Here is an 18,498-nt window from a genome sequence, read left to right as displayed (position 1 = left end):
AAAATTACCTAATACTATGCCTGAAAAGATAAAACTGGGTATCCTCGGAGGCGGGGGCGATTCATTGATCGGCGTCCTCCACCGGGTTGCCGCCCATATGTACGACAGCTATGAGATTACCGGAGCGGTCTTTAACCCGGACCATGCACAAAGCCTGGAATTTGCCCGGGAACTTGGGATTTCAACCGACCGTATCTATCCGGATTTTGATACGCTGATTGCCGAGGAGACCAAACTGCCGGAATCCGAGCGGATCCAGGTGTGTTCCATCCAAACGCCGAATTTCCTCCATTACCCCATGGCCAAAAAACTCCTGGAAAACGGCTTCCACGTAATCTGCGAGAAACCGATGACCACCACGTACGAAGAGGCCAAAACCCTTCGCGACCTGCACGAGAAATCCGGGAAGGTTTTTGCCGTTACCCACACCTATACGGGTTATCCGATGGTGCGCCAGATGCGGGAAATGATTAAGGCCGGTGCCCTCGGGAAGATCCACAAGGTGGATGCCCGGTATTACCAGGGCTGGATCAACCCGATTATCCACGATAAGGAAAAGCGGAATTCGGTCTGGCGGCTCGATCCGAAGAAAGCGGGCATCAGCTCCTGTATGGGGGATATCGGCGTCCACGCTTTCAACATGGTGGAATTCACCACGGGCCTGAAAATCAAATCGCTTCTTTGCGACTTCAACTACCTGTATGACGACAACGTCATGGATGTGGACGGCACGGTGCTGATCCGAATGGACGAACACGTGAAGGGCGTAATCCGCGCCAGCCAGGTAGCCACCGGGGAGGAGAACGGACTGGCCATTACGATTTACGGCGAAAAGGCCGGTTTCCGATGGGAACAGGAACGCCCCAACTTCCTCTACCTGTTGTCCGACACGGAACCCGTGCGGGTATACAAACCCGGGCACGCATACAATTCCGAGCTGTCGCTGGATGGAACCAAGCTCCCGGCCGGGCACCCGGAAGGCATTTTCGATGCGATGGGCAACATCTACCGGGGCGTGGCCAAGGCCATCCGCGGACAAAAGTACAACGACGGGGAATTCCCGACCATGACAGACGGAGTCCGCGGCCTGAACTTCATTGAGGCCACGGTAGCATCCCACAAATCCGGGAACACCTGGGTGGATCTGGATTGACGCAACCCGTTTATCAGAAATAAATAAGCCCGGGTTGGTCCGGGCTTTTTTATGGCGAGGCCGAAGAAGACGACCCCCGGGAAGACGATGACCGGGCCGACGACGAAGACGACCCCCCGGGAAGACGATGACCGGGACGACGACGAAGACGACGAGGACTAAACCAGGGATTCCGGTTTATAGGTGGAGGGGAGCGCCGGCAGGAAGTACCGCAAAAGCATTCACCCTTAAACCCAATTGCCATATTGAAATCTTCAAATCGGCACATCTTCAAATCTTCAAATCGGCAAATCTTCAAATCAGCCTTACCCCTCGTACACTTTCTCAAACACCTCGCACACCACGATCATACTTTCCCTCGGAACCCTGCCAAAGGGCTCCAGTTCCCGGGCAAATGCCTCCCAGTGCGATTTTTTCCACTGCTCCAGAGACCCGTCTCCTTCCCCTTCCAGCTTGGCGTAGGAGGAAGAGATGCTGAAAAAAGGCTTGAGCCGCACGGCCACTGTCCGGACAATGCACCGGGCCTGACCCTCCCAATCCGTTAAGACGGTAAAGTCCCCGATCCTGGGCAGGGTCTCCCCCCGGTGCTGCAAGCCCAGGAGGGCATGGCTGTAAGAGCGTTTTTTTCCCTTCAGGACCAATTGGAGGTTCCGGTTGGCCTGGTCGGCATCGCGGCCCAGGGGGCGCACTTTGGGTTCGCCGGTGAAGGCGTATTCCAGGTGACGGTCCAGGTAATCGCCCCAGAGGCGTTTTGCAGATGTGTTTTTCATCGGGTGGTGTGGGATTAACTAAAGGCGCCAGCCTTGAATTGTTCGGCTGCGTGATGTGCAGCCCGGGCGGTAAAGGCCATATAGGTCAGGGACGGGTTTACGCAGCTGGCCGAGGTCATAAACGCCCCGTCGGTGACGTAGATGTTCGGCACGTCGTGGACCTGGTTATGCCGGTTGACCACGGAGGTTTTCGGGTCGTGGCCCATGCGGGCCCCGCCCATTTCGTGGATGCCCAGCCCGGGCCCGGTTTCCCGTTCGTAGGTTTCAATATCCTTAAAGCCCGCCGCTTCAAACATCGCGACGATCTGCCGGAGGATATCCTCCCGCATGCGGTATTCGTTTTCTTTGAATTCGACGTCGAAATCCAGCTGGGGCAGCCCCCACTGGTCTTTTTCCGTTTCGCTCAGGCGTACCCGGTTGTCGTGATAGGGGAGCATCTCCCCAAAGCCGGTAGCCCCGATAGTCCATTTCCCCGGTTTCATGATGCTGTCCTTCAGGCCGGCCCCGTACCCCATTTCGGCTACCGATTCCGTCCAGTCGCCGCGGCTGGCAGAGCCCTGGTACCCGAAGCCCCGGAGGTAGTCTTTTTTCTCCGAATCCCGGCCCAGGTTGACAAAGCGGGGAATATAGAAGCCGTTCGGACGACGGCCTTTATAGTATTTGTCCAGGTGGCCTTCCACGCTGGCACGGGCCCCCAACTGGTAGTGGTGGTCCATGATATTGCGGCCCAACTGGTCGTGGTTGTTGCCGATTCCGTCCGGGAAACGGGAGCTCCGGGATTTCATCAGGATGCCCACGGTGGCCATGGCCGAAGCGCAGAGGAAGATCACTTTGGCGTTGAAGGTTAGCTGTTCGTGGGTTTCCGTGTCGATTACTTTGACGCCGGTGGCCCGGCCGGTGGCTTCGTCGACGATGACTTCGTGGACAATGGCCAGGGGCATCAGGGTCATGTTCCCGGTGCGTTCGGCCGCTGGCAGCGTACTGCTGTTGCTGCTGAAATACCCGCCAAACGGACATCCGCGCCAGCAGCGATCGCGGAACTGGCAGGGGTTGCGTCCCTCGGGAACGGCGTTCGGATCGGTAATATGGGCTGCCCGCCCCACTGTGAGGACGCGTCCGTCCGAAAAGGACCCGGAAACAGCCTTTTTCAGGTCTTCCTCCGGGCAATTCAGGCCCATGGGCGGCTGGAATTTTCCATCCGGCAGGTGGGGGAGCCCCAGGGCCTCTCCGCTGACGCCAATATAGGATTCCACCTTGTCGTACCAGGGGGCGATGTCTTTGTAGCGCACCGGCCAATCCACGGCTATCCCGTCTTTCTTGTTCGCTTCAAAATCCACGTCGCTCCAACGGTAGCTCTGCCGGCCCCAGGTCAGGGAACGGCCGCCTACCTGGTAGCCGCGGATCCAGTCAAAACGCTTGGTTTCCTGGTAGGGGTGTTCCAGGTCGTTGACAAAAAAATGCGCCACGTCCGGACGGGGCGCCCAACCTACGCGGAGTTGTTTGTGGTATTGCCGCTGGCGTTTGCGGTCCATCTGGTTGCCGTAAGGCAGGTCCCAGTCATCCAGGTTCGCCGTTGGGTAATCCTCTATATGCTTCACCATCTTGCCGCGCTCCAGGACCAGGGTCTTCAGGCCTTTTTCACATAGTTCTTTGGCGGCCCATCCGCCGGTGATTCCGGTACCGACGACAATGGCGTCGTATTCTCCTGAGGGTTTACTCACGTTTCCACGGTTTATTCTCGGGTATTTTCTATCTTTATGACGGTCGCTCCGCGACTACCCGGATATTTTCGATTCATTAAATATAGGGTATAATTCACAAACTGCTGCGGGATAAAAGCTCCGGCGAAACCGGAGTCCGGGCGCCCTCGGATGCGGGCGGCTGCCCCATTTTACAACGCGGCGGGAGGTGAAAAATTTTACAACTACCAAAAACTGACAAGAAATGAAAACTATCAAGGGGCCGGCGGTTTTCCTGGCCCAATTCGTCGACGACAAAGCGCCATTCAACAGCCTGGACGGCATGTGCAAATGGGCCTCGGACCTGGGGTACAAAGGCATTCAGATTCCCACCTGGGAGCACTTCCTGATCGACCTGGACAAAGCGGCGGAAAGCCAGGATTACTGTGACGAGCTGAAAGGGAAAGTACAGTCCTACGGCCTGGAGATCACCGAGCTATCCACGCACCTGCAGGGGCAGTTGGTAGCCGTCCACCCGGCCTACGACCTGATGTTCGACAACTTCGCCCCCGACGCCGTCAAAAACAACCCGAAGGCCCGGACAGAATGGGCCGTAGACGTGGTAAAGAAGGCTGCTACGGCAAGTCGCCGGCTCGGGATCAAGGCACACGCTACTTTTTCCGGCGCACTCCTCTGGCATACCTTCCACCCCTGGCCGCAACGTCCGCCCGGGCTGGTGGAAATGGGCTTTGAGGAACTGGCAAAGCGCTGGAAACCCATCCTGGACCACTTCGACAAGGAAGGGGTAGACGTCTGTTACGAAATCCACCCCGGGGAGGACTTGCACGACGGGGATACCTTTGAGCGCTTTTTGGAGGCCACCGGCAACCACCCCCGCGTGAATATCCTCTACGACCCGAGTCATTTTGTACTCCAGCAACTGGACTACATCGAATACATCGACCACTACCACGAATTTATCCGTTCCTTCCACGTGAAGGATTCCGAATTCAACCCCACCGGGAAGAAAGGGGCGTTCGGCGGGTACAACGACTGGGGCGACCGGGCCGGTCGCTATCGCTCCCTGGGCGACGGGCAGATCGACTTTAAGACGATTTTTTCCAAGCTGACCCAATACGGGTGCGACGTGTGGGCCGTGATGGAGTGGGAATGCTGTATCAAGAGCCCCGAACAGGGCGCCCGGGAAGGCGCCAAATTCATCCAGGACCACATCATCGAAGCCACGGAGAAAACCTTCGACGACTTTGCCGGGGGGGAGATCGACAAAGAGATGCTCCGGAAGATCCTGGGACAATAAAAACCTCACGAACCACTAAATATTCAAACTGAAATGAGAAAACTGACATTGCTGGCCTGCTGCTTTTTTGCAGTAATCGCCTGCAAGGAAAACAAGGAAACACCATCCGAAGAAGTTGCGGAATCCGCAGAGACCGCAACCCCGGAAAATGAGGCGTCGGACTGGAACGTCCTGTTTGACGGGACATCTTTTGACGGCTGGAAGGGCTACAACCAGGAAGGGGTGCCGGACACCTGGTCCATCGAAGAGGGGGCCATGGTCTTTACCCCCCCTGCCGAACGGCCGGAGGGAGCCAGCTACAACCTGGTCACCGAGTCCAAATTCGAGAATTTCGTACTCTCCCTGGAATGGCAGATCAGCGAAGGGGGGAACAGCGGGGTGTTCTGGGGCGTCGAGGAACTCGAGCAATTTGGCCAGCCCTACCAGACCGGCCCGGAGATCCAGGTGCTGGACAACGAAAAGCACCCGGATGCCAAGGCAGGTACCACCCACCAGGCCGGAGCCCTCTACGACATGATCGCCCCGTCCGAGGATGTTACGCGCCCGGTGGGCGAATGGAATACCATGGAGATTACCATCGATTACGCCGGGGAGACCGGCAAAGTGGTGATGAACGGTACCGAGCTGCTCACCTTTCCCCTGGGGAATGACGCCTGGGATGCCATGGTGGCGGACTCCAAGTTCGACGGGTGGGAAGGCTTTGGCCAGTACCACGAAGGGAAGATCGGGCTGCAGGACCACGGCGACCGGGTGGCCTTCAGGAATATTAAAATCAAACCGCTATAATCATGAAGAAGTTACTTACCGGCCTGGCTGGAATGGCCCTGCTGGGCGCATGCCAGCAGCAACCGGAACAATCGACGGAACCGGAAACGGCCGGCGGGCCCGAGCCTATTGTCCATGAGGAATATCAGGGCGAGGAGCCTACAGAACCCGAGGCCACCGAGGTGTATGAGCCCGTGCCACCGAAAGTGGACCCCTACGGCCAGAACGGGGCCCCCAGCGATGCGATTGTACTGTTTGACGGAGGCGGTTTTGACCAGTGGCAGATGGTCAGCGACAGTTCTGAGGTGAAATGGCACCTGAACGACGACGGCAGCATGACTGTAGCCGACAAGACGGGCGACATCCGGACGAAACAGGAGTTTGGCGATATCCAGCTTCACCTGGAGTGGCGCTCCCCGGCGGATGTGCAGCGCGACGGGCAGAACCGCGGGAACAGCGGGGTGTTTCTGAACGGGCTCTACGAAGTGCAGGTGCTGGACAACAACGACAACGATACCTACGTGAACGGGCAGGTGGCCTCCGTCTATAAGCAGCACATCCCCCTGGCCATGGCCTCCGTGCCGTCCGGGGAATGGAATACGTACGACATCATCTACCACATGCCCGAGTTCAACGAGGCCGGCGAGAAGATCCGCTCCGGGACGCTGACAGTGATCCACAACGGCGTGCTGGTGCAGGACCATGTGGAACTCAAGGGAACGACCCCCTATATCGGCTGGCCGGACAACCCGGCCCACGGGAAGGGACCCCTCATTCTCCAGGACCACGGCGACAACAGCCGGGTGAGTTACCGGAACATCTGGGTTCGGGAGCTCTGATCGCCTTCGGCAATACGCATGCGTTATAATATGAAAGGGCCGCCAGCACACGTCTGGCGGCCCTTTTTTCACGGGCAGAATTTACTACCTTTGGCAAAACAGACCACGCAGGAATGATCCACTCCATGACCGGCTTCGGGAAACACGTCATCCAGTCTCCCGGAAAGAAAATCACCGTAGAACTCAAATCCCTCAACAGTAAAAACCTGGATATCAATGCCCGGGTGCCCCAGGCCTACCGGGAAAAGGAACTGGTCTTCCGCAACCGCATTGCCCGGGAACTCGAAAGGGGGAAGGTCGATTTCAGCCTCTATGTGGAACTGACCGGCGACCAACCCTCGGCGGAGATCAATGGGGCCATCGTCAAAAAGTACATGGAGCAGCTCGGGGAACTCGCCGAGGGAGATTCCCAGAATTTCCTGGCCATGGCGCTCCGCCTTCCGGATGCGTTGCGCACGGAACGGGAGGAAATCGACCCGGAGGAATTTGCAGCCATCGAAGCCGCCCTGCAACAGGCGCTGTCGGCCCTTAAGGAATTCCGGCGTGACGAAGGGAAAGCCCTGGAAAATGACTTCCGCCAGCGTATCGAGGCCATCCTTTCCCATCTGGATGCCGTTGACAAGCGGGACACGGACCGGCTGGCTGCTGTCCGGGAGCGCCTCCAGCGAGCCGTGGCGGAGATCCGGGAGAACGTGGACGAAAACCGCTTTGAACAGGAACTGATCTACTATCTGGAGAAGTACGACATCACCGAGGAAAAAGTGCGCCTGGCCAAGCACCTGGAATATTTCAGGCAGAGCCTGGACAGCGCGGATTCCAATGGCAAAAAGCTGGGTTTTATCTGCCAGGAGATCGGCAGGGAAATCAATACCATCGGTTCCAAGGCCAACGACGCCCCCATGCAGCGGATTGTCGTGCAGATGAAAGACGAGCTGGAAAAAGTCAAGGAACAAATCCTGAACGTACTGTAATGGCAGGAGGAAAACTCATCGTATTCTCAGCCCCGTCCGGCAGCGGCAAGACCACCATTGTACGCCACCTGCTGGAACAGCCCAACCTGAACCTCGCCTTCTCGGTTTCGGCCACTTCCCGCCCGCGGCGGCCCAAGGAGAAACAAGGGGAGCACTACTATTTCATGACCGTGTCGGAGTTTAAACAACACATCAAAAACGGCGATTTCCTGGAATGGGAGGAGGTGTACCGGGACAATTTCTACGGCACGCTGAAAAGCGAGGTGGAGCGCCTCTGGGCCGAGGGGAAGAACGTGATATTCGACATCGACGTGGCCGGGGGGTTGCGCATCAAGAAAAAGTTCCCGGACCAGACACTGGCTGTATTTGTCAAGCCGCCCAGTGTGGACGAGCTGAAGATCCGCCTCAAGAAAAGGAGCACGGAAAGCGATGAGAAGATCAATATGCGGATTGCCAAGGCATCCGTGGAGCTGGCCACCGCCCCCCAGTTCGACCGGATCATCAAGAACTACGACCTGGAGGTTGCCCTGAAGGAAGCCCGGGACCTCGTGGCCGGCTATGTCGGGGAGGCTGAACCGGGCGAAAACCGGGCGAAAACCCGCGATTTGGACGCCGGCGGGAACGGGACGGATGCAAAAAACCCTTCCTAAACCACAGTACCCGCAAGCATGAAGAAAACCGGCTTGTTTTTCGGCACCTTCAACCCGATCCATATCGGCCACCTGATCATTGCCAACCACCTGGCGGAATTCTCAGATCTGGACCAGGTGTGGTTTGTGGTTACCCCCCGCAGCCCCTTCAAGAAAAAGGACAGCCTGCTGGACGACTACCACCGGTTCCAGATGGTCTACGAGGCAGTCAGGGAGTATCCGCGGCTGGAGGTCTGCGATGCGGAATTTAAACTGCCCCAGCCCAACTACACCATCGATACGCTCACCCACCTGCGCGAGAAACATGGGGACTCCCGCCAATTTTCCCTGATCATGGGGGAAGACAACCTCAAGGGCCTCCATAAGTGGAAAAACTACGAAGCCATCCTGGAATACTATTCCATTTACGTCTATCCGCGGCTCGGGCCCGGGGACATTCCGGAAGCGCTCCGGGACCACCCCGCTATTTCGCGGGTGGATGCCCCGGTGATGGAATTGTCGGCCACTTTTATCCGGAAGCAACACGCGGCGGGGAAAAATGTGCGGCCCTTGTTGCCGGAAGCCGTGTGGAAGTACATGGATGAAATGAATTTCTACCGGTAGGGCAGGGGCCGCTGCCCGTGCCTCTGGGACTTCTCATTGCGTATTTGGGCATTTTGCCCGCGCCTCCGGTACTTTTACCGATGCGGACGGGATTTTTCCTGTTCCCCGATCAATTGCATCGCCCAGGCGAGCCCTGCATCCATCGAATCGAAAATCCCGCTCGGGCAGGGCACGAATTGTTGCTCCAACTCGGCCACGCGACGGTTGATGTCATTGTATGCAACCACCCCGTATCCGAGTAAGAAGGGGAATAGCTTGTGGGCCTCCAGGTGGAGGGTCGGATCCATGGAGTAGGAGTGCTGCCGGTCCGAGAGGTAAACAGCTGGTCGCTTCCGGTTGTAGAATTCGATGCCGATGGCAATTACCGGCAGGGCGCTGTCCAGGGTTACCTGCTGCCCTTCGTCAATCCGGCCGATGACCAGGTTGCGGTAGAACCGAAACGTACCGATTGCCAGCCGGTGTTCCGCCAGGAAGGTAGTTTCGAGTTCCGTTCCGGTCATTAGTATGCTATTTGCTATTAAAAGTTACAAATAATCCGATTCGCAAATTTCAGGTTGCGAGAAAATCGACAAACTCCCAAAATATCGGAGGAAATGCACGGCGCATTCGGGCGGTCTACCCGGAAGGGAAAAGTTACCGAGGGGCTGCCCGGGCATGAATTGGCAGAAATGGGCAGGAATGGGCTACTCGCGGCTGCCTGCAGGCCGCAACCGATCGGAACCCAGGTATTCCCCCGTATCGTTGCGGTACCATTTGCGGAATTCGGGTACCCGCATGGTCCCGATTGCGGCTTCCCCTTCCAATAGGATGTACTCCCCGTCATTTGCGGCCACGTCATGGAAGAACTGGTAGGCCCCCAGGGCGGAGGTTACCGGGTCGAAATAGAAGCGCCAGGTATCGGATCCGGTACCCGGCTCGTACCGCACCTCGATCACGAGGTATTCCTTCCCGTGGAAATCGGCCCGGGTCACCTCCGGCTCCATCACGGTACCCGGATCCCGGAGTTTCATCGGCAGGCCGTAGAGGTAGCTGTAGTAGTCGCGGAGCAGGGAGGCCCGCTCGCAAGTAAGATTTTCCGATGCGGCTGTTTCTTCCGGGAACCCGGCCTCGCCCTGGTACCACAGGCGGCAGTGGCCCCCGTGTACCTGATAGGTCTTGGTTACCCCTTCCTGTTCCACGCGGATACGAAAAAGGGAAGCAGCCTGATCCATGTGGATGGTGCTGAGGCGGTCTGATCCCCCCGGCCGTTCGGCCAGGATTTCAAAATCCGCCCGGAGCCGGCCCCATTGACCCTGCGGGTCGTGGTACGCGATGCTTTTTTCCAGCAGTTCGGGGGCGGTTATCTGCTGGGATTCAAGTGCAGGCGGGGAGAGGAGAACCAGGACGTAAAGACAAAAGAATTGCAGGTATCCCATAGGATCGGTATTAGTTCTTAAAAATAGTGTTTTGCGAATCGTTGGGGACAACTGGCATTAAATGGAGTCGATAAACACCATTTTTCCCAGGTTTTTGGTAAACCACTACGCTTAGTGGGCGGTGTTTAATATACTGATAAACAGGCACCAATATCTTTAATGTAAACTTAATGTAAATAAAAAGTTAGCTGAAAGTAATATTGACGTAAAATAATTGTATATTTGTTACGTTAATGTAAAGTACAACACATAAAACCACAGTATTATGTATAGAATTATGACACTTTTGATGTTGATTTGTGGTGTGATTTCAATCGAGGCGCAACAACCTGAGCCGCAGTTTGAGCGGACTGATGACCTGGTGAAGGCTACATATTATCATGAAAACGGTGCGGTTGCCCAGACCGGGTTTTTCCTGGACGGCCAATTGCACGGGGAATGGATCATGTTTGACACTTCCGGGAAAAAGGTCGCCATCGGGCAATACGCTGCAGGTAACAAAACCGGAAAATGGTTTTTCTGGGAAGAAGATAACCTGCGTGAAGTAGACTACTCCGATAATGCTATCGTGAACGTAGTCAATTGGAACAACGGCACCCGGGTAGCGGTGAACAGATAACTCGCTACCGAAACGATTCCGTCAACGATAAAGCCCGCCATGCAGCGGGCTTTTTTTTTGACCGGTGCAACCGGGAAACCAGGGACACCAATGGCCGGACCGGTTGCATAATGAAGGCATTCCAGGTCGATTATAATTCCAATTCGATTTTGTTGATGTTAACGTCGTAGATCTCCATGAGCTTGAAGGTAGCTTCCAGAAGGTCTCGTGTCTCCTGAAGCAGGTTGAAATACAGGGCTGTGTTTTTAGGGCTCGATTCATCCCCCCGGGTCCGTTCAATTTGCTTGCGGATTTTTGCATCTACCCGTTGTAAGAGTTCCTCCTGCCGGATCAGCGTCTGGGTCAGTTCCTCAAAATTCCCTTCCGAAAATATTTCCTGGACCTCCTTAAAAAAACCGGAGACAAAGGAATCTGTTTCCTTCAGGTCCCGCAATTGCTGGAAGCGCAATTTCTTGTGGTTGTTGTTGACGTGTTTATAGGAACTCTTGGAGATGTGTTCCAAGGACTGGGTCATATCCTGAAGGTACCGCAAAATCTGCAGGTACAGGTTGGATGCCTTGACGCTTCCCTCATCCAGGTTTTTGATAAAGTAGAAGATGCTTTCCCGGAGGTTTTCGACTTCTGTATCCAGTTTCCGGATGTGTTTCGTGCTTTTTTTCAGGGAGTTCAGGTCGTGCTTTACGAGTCCCTCCATGCTGGAGGTGTAGATTTTGTTTACCCGTTTGATGGCTACTGCCACATTGTCCGCGCTGTCTTCGATGACTTCGCTGATGGTGCTGCTTTCCGTTCGCCTCAATACGTATTCCTCCTTGAGCTCCCGGCTGCGTTTTTTATGGTTTAAGTAATTCCGGATCAGGATTACCAGGGCCAGTACAAATAACAATCCGATAGCCCAGGCCCCACCCAGGTAGATCAGGTAGGCGACGATCCCGGCTCCTGTAAAGGCCGTAATGGCCGTGAGGAACCATCCTCCGATAACGTTAAGGACGCCCGCAACCCGATATACCGCACTTTCCGAGCCCCAGGCCCGGTCGGCCAGGGAAGTACCCATTGCCACCATAAAGGTGACATAAGTTGTGGAGAGCGGCAGTTTCATAGAAGTGGCAATGGAAATCAGGACGCTGGCCACCATCAGGTTTACCGATGCCCGGACCATATCGAAGGCCGGCTTCTCCTTGGCCTGGACCCGGCTCGTATAGCTGGGGGCCCGTTCAAACCTTCGGGAGATAGCTGCCTGAACCTTTTTTGGAGGCAGGGAGGAAATGGTTTCAACGGCCGCAACAGTGAGCCGGACGATTTGCCGGGACAGATAATTCGGGCGGAACCGCTCTTCCCCTTCGCCTTCCCGCGCCAGGTTAATCTCGGTTTCCGTAACAAAAAGGGCTTTGGTGGAAAACCAGAGCGTCAGGATCATCACCACGCCCGACAGCAACAACAGCAGGGTTGGCGTCTGCACAGCGGCAGCCAGTCCGTCCATGGCATAGTTGTCCGCCCCTACCCCGGAAGCGCTCCAGTCCAGGAAGGACTGGTAGGCGGCGATAGGGACCCCGATAAAATTAACCAGGTCGTTTCCGGCAAAGGCCATGGCCAGGGCAAAGGTCCCGAAAACGATGATGATCTGGTAGATATTCAGTTTTGCCAGGCTTTGCAACAGGCCGCATACCAGCGACCAGACGATTGCATTGCCAACCAGGAAGAGCAAGGTGTTCTGTTCCACGAAATCTATCACCAGGCCATTGAAAAGGTTTGTGCTGCTCAGTCCCTTGATAAGGATAAAGTATACGATCCCCGCAATGGCCAGCCCGCCGAATACAGAAGCTTTCCAGGTGGCCTTTTTCTGGAACTCGAAGGTGAGGAATAATCGCGAGAGGAATTGTATCAGCGCGCCGATGGTAAAGGCAATCAATACCGACAGGACAATGCCGAGGATTATCTCGATGGCCTTGTCGTTGTTGATGTAGTTCCCCAGGTTCAGGAAACTTTCGTCGGCGGCGGACATTTTGATCAGGCTTGTGATAACGGCCGCACCCAATAGCTCAAAAACGATGGAAACTGTCGTGGATGTGGGCATCCCCAGGGTGTTGAAAAAGTCCAGCAGCAGGACATCGGTAATCATAACAGCCATGAAGATGATCATGATTTCCGAAAACATAAATTCCCCGGGCACAAAAATTCCCTTCCGGGCTACTTCCATCATCCCGCTCGAGGACATGGCCCCAAAGGCAATCCCGATACTCGCAACGATCATAATGGTACGGAAGGAAATAGCCTTGGACCCCAGGGCGGAATTGAGAAAGTTCACTGCATCGTTGCTGACCCCCACCACCAGGTCGGAGATGGCCAGGATAGCCAGGGCAATGATCATGTAGAGATAGAGGTCGTCCCCCATAGTGCTTCAAATAAACACAAAAATCAACTTATTAATGGGGAGTAACGTTAAAATAAGGTTATGAAAAGTCTCCCGCGCCCCAATATTACGGAGAATTCCGGGGATTCGCATTACAGGCTGAAGTACTGTTTCAATTCCGTGTTATTCCTGGTATCCATGTCGGCCCGGGTTGTATAAGAACCCTGGTATCCATCAAATAAAAAGCCCCGCCGAAACCGGCGGGGCCTTCTTTGAGAACAAGTGTAATTAATCCTAGCTAATTATTCTCCGGTAAACCAAGCGAATACAGAGGTATCCACTCCGGTTCCGCCAAAGACGTCGTCGTCTACGGTGGTCATTGCCGTACCGTCTACTTCGATATTCCCTACCGGGCCGCTGTCACGCATATCCACATTTACGGTGTACCCGTCCAGCAGGATATTGGTGATAATGGCGCCGGTGGTTTTCTTGAACTGCAGGGCCGTGCCGCCGGTGGAGGAAACAGCCGTAAAATTCTCCAGGGTCGGAACCGCAACCCCCGCATCCACACCATCGGCCTCTACCGCAGTAGAGAATCCTTCGATGTCGTGTACAACCAGGGTGTTGGTGAGTGTGCCGTTCCAGCCTTCTGTCCAGTCCACCGCGTCGTCTTCGTTGTTGGCCAGGTAAAAATTCGAAGCGCTGACCGTACCGCCAAAGAATTCAACCCCGTCGTCCGTACCATTCAGGATGGCGACGTTGTTGATGGTGGTCCCGGAACCAACGGCGTACAGGGAAAGGCCATTGTACTGGGACTCGGAATTGATCTGGGCCCCGGCGTAGTTGATTACGAGGTATTCGATGGAGCCGGAGTTATCCGTATCGTTAGTGCCGCCGTAAACAAACCCGCCTACTTCGGCAATGGCATCCACGCCTTCAGACGTGGTGGCATCCCCCAGGATTACCAGGCCGCCCCAGTCTCCGGGCTGCTGGCTGGAAGAGGTCATTACCACAGGGGCTTCGGCAGTGCCCTGGATGTCGATCATGGCACCTTTCTTAACCACGATGTACGTTTCAGTAGCCGCTCCCTGTTCCGCGTCGGCAATGATGCGCGTGCCGGCAGGGATGGTAAGGGTGCCGGCATCCACGCTGAAACTGCCGCGGAGGCGGTAGATGACGCTGGCATCCAGGGTCATGTCCGTAGTCATGGAACCTTCAAGGTCCTGCGTCTCAACAGAAACATCCGTATCCACCCAGGCAAAGGCTGTGGCTTCCACCGTCGGGTCGGCCAGGTAGGTCTCGGCCGGATCCGCAGCTGCGCCGTCGATCTGGACATTGGCCAGCGGCCCGCCGTCCCGCATGTCAACGGAAACTTCGTATCCTGTCAGGGAAAGGCCGGTAATGGTGGCCCCGGACTCCTTCTTAAATTGCAGGGCCGTTCCGCCAGTAGTGGATACGGCGGTAAAGTTGGCCAGGGTCGGGTTGCCGTTTATCCCGTCGGCCTCAACGGCTGTAGAGAATCCGGCAATCGTATGGAGTACCAGGGTGTTGGTCAGCGTACCGTTCCAGCCTTCTGTCCAGTCAACTGCGTCGTCTTCGTTGTTTTCCAGGTAGAAATTGGAGGCGCTTACCGTACCGCCAAAGAACTCTACCCCGTCGTCCGTACCGTTGAGGATGGCGACGTTGTCGATAGAAGTCCCGGAACCGACGGCATACAGGGAGAGGCCGTTGTACTGGGACTCGGAGTTAATCTGGGCGCCGGCGTAGTTGATGATCAGGTAGGAGATGGACCCGGAGCTGTCCGCGTCGTCAGTTCCCCCGTAAACGATCCCGCCTACTTCGGCAATGGCGTCCACTCCTTCGGTGGTGGTGGCGTTTCCGGCAATCACCAGGCCGCCCCAGTCGCCCGGGTTCTGGCCGGTTGAGGTCATCACGACCGGATTCACGGCAGACCCCTGGATATCGATCTGCCCGCCTTTCTGGACCACGATATATTTATCGGTCCCCGATTGGGAGGTGATCACGGTCCCTGCAGGGATCCTCAGGGTGACACCGCTTTCCACGCTGTAGGTGCCGGTGAGCGTATAGGCAACCGTCGGGTCGAGGGTGCGGTCTTCTTCCAGACTGCCGGACAGGTTCGCGTCTTCTTCCTCCACACAAGCTGTGCAGGAGCCTCCGCAGTCAATACCGATTTCATCTCCATTCTGGATCCCATCCGAACAGGTGGCCTGTACGGGTGGGTCGGGGCCTCCGTCATCGCTGCTGCAGCTCGCAAGCATCAGCGCGAAGACCATCGTCATTGAGGTGAGGATTCTGTAAATGTTTGTCTTCATAATGAGAGGGGTTTAATTAGTGATCGATTTCAGTTAGTGGTCATTTTTGGTCAAAATGTATAATTGAGACCCAGGCTGATCTGTGCTCCAGAAGTATAGCTACGGACAACTTCTTCCGTTTCAATATTGGTGGTACTAGGGCGGACCAGCTGGGTCCTTTCAATTGTCGGTGTAAGCAGGTTCCGGCCCATCAGCCGGATCCGCCAGTGTTCCCCGAGTTCCTGGATCAGGACGGCGTCGAGGACCACAAAGCCTTTTTCAACGATGGCATCGTTGTAGAATGTATCGCTCTGGCTCTGGATTTCCGGAGCCCCGAGGGAGAAGATCTTATCTGAGGCATAGTTGGCCGTCAGCGTTGCGTTAAACGGGTTGGCCCCTTCCAGGGAGTAATTCAGGCTCGCGTTGAAAATCCAGTCGGAAGCCCCTTGCAGGCCGGTTTCGGTCAGGCCCTTGTAGCGGAAGGTGCGGATAAAGTTCCCCTCTTCGTCCCGGACCTCTTTCAGATCCTGCTCGTGCCACATCCGCGTGGCGTTGAATACCAGGCCCAGCCCGGAGCCCTCGCGCAGGCCCTCTTCGTTTTCCGGGGCGGTAATCAGGTCTACCTTGGCCTCGGCCTCAATCCCGATCACCTCAGCTTTGTTTCCGGAGTTGAAATAGGAGAACACGCCGGCCGAACCCCGGTCCTGCACCCGGTTGATCGGGTCCGAGATCTCCTTGTAGAAGGCCGCCAGGGAGATGAGTTCCCCGGCGGAGGGGAAGTATTCCCATTTCAGGTCGTAGTTCAGGTCGCGGGAGGCTTCCAGGTCCGGGTTCCCCCGGGTTACCTGCCCCACCTGGGAGACGTATTCAAACGGCGCGATTTCCTTGAATTCCGGCAGTGTGATCGTCCGGCTCATCGCCAGGCGGAGCGCATTCCGGTCATCGATGCTGTACCGCACGTTCAGGCTCGGATAGAGGTTTGAATACTCCTTAATGGTTTCGCCCACCCGGCCCGGGAAGTTCCCCACGTCAAAGCCGACGTTGATCTCGTCCCGCTGGAAGCGCAGCCCGGCATTGAAATTCCATTTGTTCAGGCCCACATTAAAGTCGGCAAACCCGGCCATGGATTCCAGTTTCCCATTGTACAGGTCGGGCTGGAGCAGGTTGTACTGGAGGCGGCCGCTTGTAAAATTATCGGGTTGGAAAATCGCCCCGATATTGTCGATGGAAGGCGGGTTCACCGTATTGACGGATTGCTCCTCCACCCCAACGAATACGGATTCAAAATCCCGCTCCTTGTTCCGGTAGTTGACGCCGACCTCAATCCGGAAGGATTTATCCTCTTCCTGGATGATGTCCATCACGTCTTTCAGGTAGCCGTTGTATTCCCTGTCCTGTATTTCCTGGCTGGATTTCCGCTGTTGGAAACCGCCGGTCCGGCCCAGTTGCACAAAGGATCCGTCCGGGTCAAAGTTCACCTCATTCCGGATCCGATTCGGCTCGTCCGCATTCACATTATTGAAGCCCAGGGCCCACTGCAGGGAATTTTTCTGGCTGAGGCGATGGGTCCCCAATAACTGGGAAATCAGGATCTGGGTTTGCTTGATGTTCTGGTCGCGGATAAACTGTCCGAGGCCTTCGGCCGGGTCGGTCTCCTCGAAGATGAAGCCCTCCCCGTTGCGACCCCCTTCAAAGATCTCTTCTGTAAAGGTATTCAGGAAGATAGAGGACGACTTGAGTTTGTGGTTCTCGTTGATGAAATACACCATATCGAGCAGACCGGAAGTAACCTCCCGCTTCCGCCACCGCGTGGCATCCGTCAGCGTATCGTCGATAAAGTTGGAGCGGAATTGCCGGAAGAGCCCCTGGCCGTAGTCGTAGGACCGGCTTTGTGACCCAGTGAGCAGCACGGATAAGCGATCGCCGAATTTTTTCCCGGCCACCAGGTTCAGGACATAGTCCATGGGTGCCTCCTCCGTGCGGGTATTCCATCCCTGCTGGGTAATCAGTTGCTGGACGGACCGGTTGAAGCTGTAATACCCCAGGGGCGCCTTGGCGCTTGCGGGAGACAACTTGAAGTTGTCGAACACCCCGTCCTGGATTACGTTCGTATTTGCACCGCCCCGCAGGCCGATGGTCAGCTCGCTCTGCCCGACGAGTTCCCGGGAGGTGATATTGACCGTCCCGGAGGCCTGGTCGGCGGAACTCTGTACGGAATAGGTCTTCCCAATGCTGACGTTCTGGATCACCCGCGTAGGGAACAACCCCAGGTCGATATTTTTCCGGTCCACGTCGTCGGAGGGGACCGGCAGCCCGTTCAGGGTGGTGGAGAGGTAGCGGTCGCCGAGGCCGCGGATAAAAATATCCCCGGACGCCTCGCTGGCGGTAACCCCGGAGATTTTTGTGGTGGCGGTGGCCGCGTCCGAGACGCCGATCCGCCCCAATTGCTGGGATCCGATACTCTCCCGGATCAGGATGGCGGATTTCTGGTCGAGCAGCAGAGCCACCTCGGAGTCCTTGCGGGACACGGTGGTCACAACCACTTCGTCCAGGGCCATGCCTTCATTGGCAGACATGGGCACATTGATCTGGGTGATTTTCCCTGCCTCTACAGAAGCCAGGATCTCCACCGTTTCGTAACCCAGGAAACTGAAAACCACGGTATAATCCCCCGGATCCAACCCATCAATTTCATACAGGCCGTCAAAGTCGGAGGTGGTTCCCGTGGTAGTCCCCTTGATCAGGATATTGGCAAACGGCAGGGGTTCCCCGTTCATTTCCTGGTCGGTGAGCACCCCGGCAATACTTCCTGTATTTTGTGCACTCACCATAAAACTTGAAAGGGCAAAAAGCCCGAATAGTAAAATTCTCATTGGATTTATTTCGCTATACTTAGTACCGGCGCAAAGAACGCCCGGGGTTGTAAGTTTCGGGTTAGCCTGGGATTAAACCTTCTTTGCGTTATCGTTAGCTCAATGTTACGGTGTTACCCCAATGTTAACAGGTGGGAAAAGCCTCTCCACAGGGCCTGGAAAATGTAGTATCTTGCGGTTTCTA

At 55.9% G+C, this 18,498-nt stretch carries 15 protein-coding genes; 8 read left to right on the top strand and 7 right to left on the bottom strand.

Features of this window, described 5'->3' with window-relative positions:
• The first annotated feature begins 16 nt into the window (after positions 1-16).
• Positions 17-1,153, top strand: a complete 1,137-nt coding sequence (locus tag AC3DKS_RS05250; RefSeq protein ID WP_272606821.1) for a Gfo/Idh/MocA family protein — start codon at positions 17-19, stop codon at positions 1,151-1,153.
• A gap of 305 nt (positions 1,154-1,458) precedes the next feature.
• On the opposite strand, the gene AC3DKS_RS05245 is transcribed toward AC3DKS_RS05250, so the two are convergent.
• Together AC3DKS_RS05245 and AC3DKS_RS05240 are read right to left on the bottom strand one after the other, a co-directional pair.
• Positions 1,459-1,923: an ASCH domain-containing protein gene (locus AC3DKS_RS05245; RefSeq protein WP_015753127.1), complete on the bottom strand. Its 465-nt coding sequence runs from the start codon at positions 1,921-1,923 to the stop codon at positions 1,459-1,461.
• Between the two features lie 14 nt (positions 1,924-1,937).
• Entirely contained in the window at positions 1,938-3,644 is a 1,707-nt protein-coding gene (locus AC3DKS_RS05240) for a GMC oxidoreductase (RefSeq protein WP_015753126.1), read from the bottom strand.
• A 223-nt stretch (positions 3,645-3,867) separates the two neighbouring features.
• Between AC3DKS_RS05240 and AC3DKS_RS05235 the strand changes: the two genes are divergently transcribed.
• The 6 genes from AC3DKS_RS05235 to nadD all read left to right on the top strand — a co-directional run bounded on the left by AC3DKS_RS05235 (position 3,868) and on the right by nadD (position 8,748).
• On the top strand, positions 3,868-4,920 hold the full coding sequence (locus AC3DKS_RS05235; RefSeq protein ID WP_015753125.1) for a sugar phosphate isomerase/epimerase family protein: 1,053 nt from the start codon (positions 3,868-3,870) through the stop codon (positions 4,918-4,920).
• 33 nt (positions 4,921-4,953) lie between these two features.
• Positions 4,954-5,706: a 3-keto-disaccharide hydrolase gene (locus AC3DKS_RS05230; RefSeq protein ID WP_272606820.1), complete on the top strand. Its 753-nt coding sequence runs from the start codon at positions 4,954-4,956 to the stop codon at positions 5,704-5,706.
• 2 nt (positions 5,707-5,708) lie between these two features.
• Positions 5,709-6,524, top strand: a complete 816-nt coding sequence (locus AC3DKS_RS05225; protein ID WP_015753123.1) for a 3-keto-disaccharide hydrolase — start codon at positions 5,709-5,711, stop codon at positions 6,522-6,524.
• A gap of 113 nt (positions 6,525-6,637) precedes the next feature.
• On the top strand, positions 6,638-7,495 hold the full coding sequence (locus AC3DKS_RS05220; protein ID WP_272606819.1) for a YicC/YloC family endoribonuclease: 858 nt from the start codon (positions 6,638-6,640) through the stop codon (positions 7,493-7,495).
• The gene (gmk, locus tag AC3DKS_RS05215; protein WP_272606818.1) at positions 7,495-8,145 is read left to right on the top strand and encodes a guanylate kinase; all 651 of its coding nucleotides are present in this window, start codon (positions 7,495-7,497) and stop codon (positions 8,143-8,145) included. The genes AC3DKS_RS05220 and gmk overlap by 1 nt, the downstream gene beginning before the upstream one ends.
• A gap of 18 nt (positions 8,146-8,163) precedes the next feature.
• The gene (nadD, locus tag AC3DKS_RS05210; RefSeq protein WP_272606817.1) at positions 8,164-8,748 is read left to right on the top strand and encodes a nicotinate (nicotinamide) nucleotide adenylyltransferase; all 585 of its coding nucleotides are present in this window, start codon (positions 8,164-8,166) and stop codon (positions 8,746-8,748) included.
• A 74-nt stretch (positions 8,749-8,822) separates the two neighbouring features.
• Here nadD and AC3DKS_RS05205 read toward each other — a convergent pair whose 3' ends face one another.
• Positions 8,823-9,248, bottom strand: a complete 426-nt coding sequence (locus tag AC3DKS_RS05205; protein ID WP_272606816.1) for a hypothetical protein — start codon at positions 9,246-9,248, stop codon at positions 8,823-8,825.
• Between the two features lie 183 nt (positions 9,249-9,431).
• Positions 9,432-10,163 carry a DUF6503 family protein gene (locus AC3DKS_RS05200; protein WP_272606815.1) on the bottom strand — a complete coding sequence of 244 codons (732 nt, stop codon included), beginning with the start codon at positions 10,161-10,163 and terminating at the stop codon, positions 9,432-9,434.
• A 265-nt stretch (positions 10,164-10,428) separates the two neighbouring features.
• On the opposite strand from AC3DKS_RS05200, the gene AC3DKS_RS05195 reads away from it, so the two are divergent.
• Positions 10,429-10,782 carry a toxin-antitoxin system YwqK family antitoxin gene (locus tag AC3DKS_RS05195; protein ID WP_272606814.1) on the top strand — a complete coding sequence of 118 codons (354 nt, stop codon included), beginning with the start codon at positions 10,429-10,431 and terminating at the stop codon, positions 10,780-10,782.
• Between the two features lie 130 nt (positions 10,783-10,912).
• On the opposite strand, the gene AC3DKS_RS05190 is transcribed toward AC3DKS_RS05195, so the two are convergent.
• The 3 genes from AC3DKS_RS05190 to AC3DKS_RS05180 all read right to left on the bottom strand — a co-directional run bounded on the left by AC3DKS_RS05190 (position 10,913) and on the right by AC3DKS_RS05180 (position 18,314).
• Positions 10,913-13,171 (bottom strand): inorganic phosphate transporter, encoded by a 2,259-nt coding sequence (locus tag AC3DKS_RS05190; protein ID WP_272606813.1) that lies wholly within the window; start codon positions 13,169-13,171, stop codon positions 10,913-10,915.
• Between the two features lie 260 nt (positions 13,172-13,431).
• Positions 13,432-15,462 carry a hypothetical protein gene (locus tag AC3DKS_RS05185; protein ID WP_474731028.1) on the bottom strand — a complete coding sequence of 677 codons (2,031 nt, stop codon included), beginning with the start codon at positions 15,460-15,462 and terminating at the stop codon, positions 13,432-13,434.
• A gap of 50 nt (positions 15,463-15,512) precedes the next feature.
• A complete protein-coding gene (locus AC3DKS_RS05180) occupies positions 15,513-18,314 on the bottom strand; it encodes a TonB-dependent receptor (protein ID WP_474731026.1) in 2,802 nt (933 codons plus the stop codon).
• Positions 18,315-18,498: the final 184 nt, after the last annotated feature.

Source organism: Robiginitalea sp., from assembly GCF_982776155.1.
This window is presented reverse-complemented; position numbering and strand designations above follow the sequence as displayed.